The organism is Streptomyces sp. NPDC058662 (assembly GCF_042716255.1).
GTDB lineage: Bacteria > Actinomycetota > Actinomycetes > Streptomycetales > Streptomycetaceae > Streptomyces.
In genome coordinates this window covers 759-2,214 of sequence record NZ_JBHXRU010000208.1, presented here as the reverse complement: position 1 = coordinate 2,214, position 1,456 = coordinate 759, and the positions used below count along the sequence as shown (strand labels likewise).

Below are 1,456 nucleotides of genomic sequence, written 5' to 3'. Positions count from 1 at the left end.
CCGCCGCTCCCACATCGCCACCCCACCCGCCCCCACATCCGACACCCGCACACCACCCACACCGAACACCGACCCGGACACCCCAGACACCACCCCTCCACACCACAACAACACCGACACAACCACCGACACCGGATACGAACCCGCTACCGGTCACACCCCAGAAACCGAAACCCCCACACCACCCCCACCCACCCGACCACCCCCCAACCCCGACACCACACCCACCACTCCCCCACCCCGACCCAAACCGGCCCCCACCCCGAAACGAACCCCAAACCCAGCCCGACCACCGGCACCGGACACACCACAAACCCCAACCGGACCGAACCGGGCAGACCGCAGACCCGAACCCGACCGCGAGGACCGGACGAACCCCAGACCCGAACCGGACCTCGGCATTGAGGAGGTGCGGACCGGACCGCGAGGACCGGACGAACCGCAAGCCCGACCCGGGCCTCGGCGCCGGGTCTGTGAACCGCAGACCCGGAACGGGAAGCAGACCCGGGACGGGGGGCAGGCCCGGGTCGGATCCCAGACCCGACCTGAACCGGACGGAGACGGATCGAAGGGCCGGAACGAACCCCGGAACGAACGCCGGGGCGAAGACGGACCTCCGACCCGAAGCGAGGCGCGGGAAGGCCGAGACCGGCCTCGAAGCCGAGCCAGGCCCCAGCCCCGGGACGAGCCGCAGAGCCACAGCGGGACCTCGGCACCGAACCGAACCGCAGACCCGAGCCCGGCCCCAGGACCGAGCCCGACCGCAGGACCGAGACGGCTCGACGAGCCGAAGCGGACCGCAGACCCGACCTGGACCACAAGGCCGACGCAGACCGCAGAGCGGGGGCGCACCTCGCCACCGGGCCAGGCCTCGACACCAGGGCCCTAGGGGCCTGAACGGGCCTCGGAGCCGGGGCGGGACTCGGCGCCAGGCCAGGACTCCGCGCCGGGGCGCACCTCGGGGCCGGAACGGGCCTCGGGGCCGGAACGGGCCTCGGGGCCGGAACGGGCCTCAGAGCCGGGGCGCACCTCGCCGCCAGAGCGGGCCTCAGAGCCAGGGCGCACCTCGCCGCCAGAGCGGGCCTCAGAGCCAGGGCGCACCTCGCCGCCAGAGCGGGCCTCAGAGCCGGAACCGACCACAGCACCGGAACGGATTGCGGGCCCCAGCCGGGTCGCAGCCCCGGGGCAAGCCGCAGAGCCGTGGGAGACCTCGGCACCGAACCGGACCGCAGAACCGAACCATGCCTCAAGTCCAAGCCGAACCGAAGAGCCGAGGCAGGCCCCACGGCCGAGCCGGACCGCAGGTCCGAGCCGGACCGCAGGGCCGAGCCGGACCGCAGGTCCGAGCCGGACCGCAGGGCCGAGCCGGACCGCAGGGCCGAGCCGGACCGCAGGGCCGAGCCGGACCGCAGGGCCGAGCCGGACCGCAGGGCCGAGCCGGACCGCAGGGCCGAGC

Annotated in this window: 1 pseudogene; it reads left to right on the top strand. The window is 74.2% G+C overall.

What is annotated here, in order from left to right:
- Positions 1-1,200: 1,200 nt before the first annotated feature.
- A pseudogene (locus ACFWUQ_RS31400) lies at positions 1,201-1,456 on the top strand (enamine deaminase RidA); the annotation flags it as partial.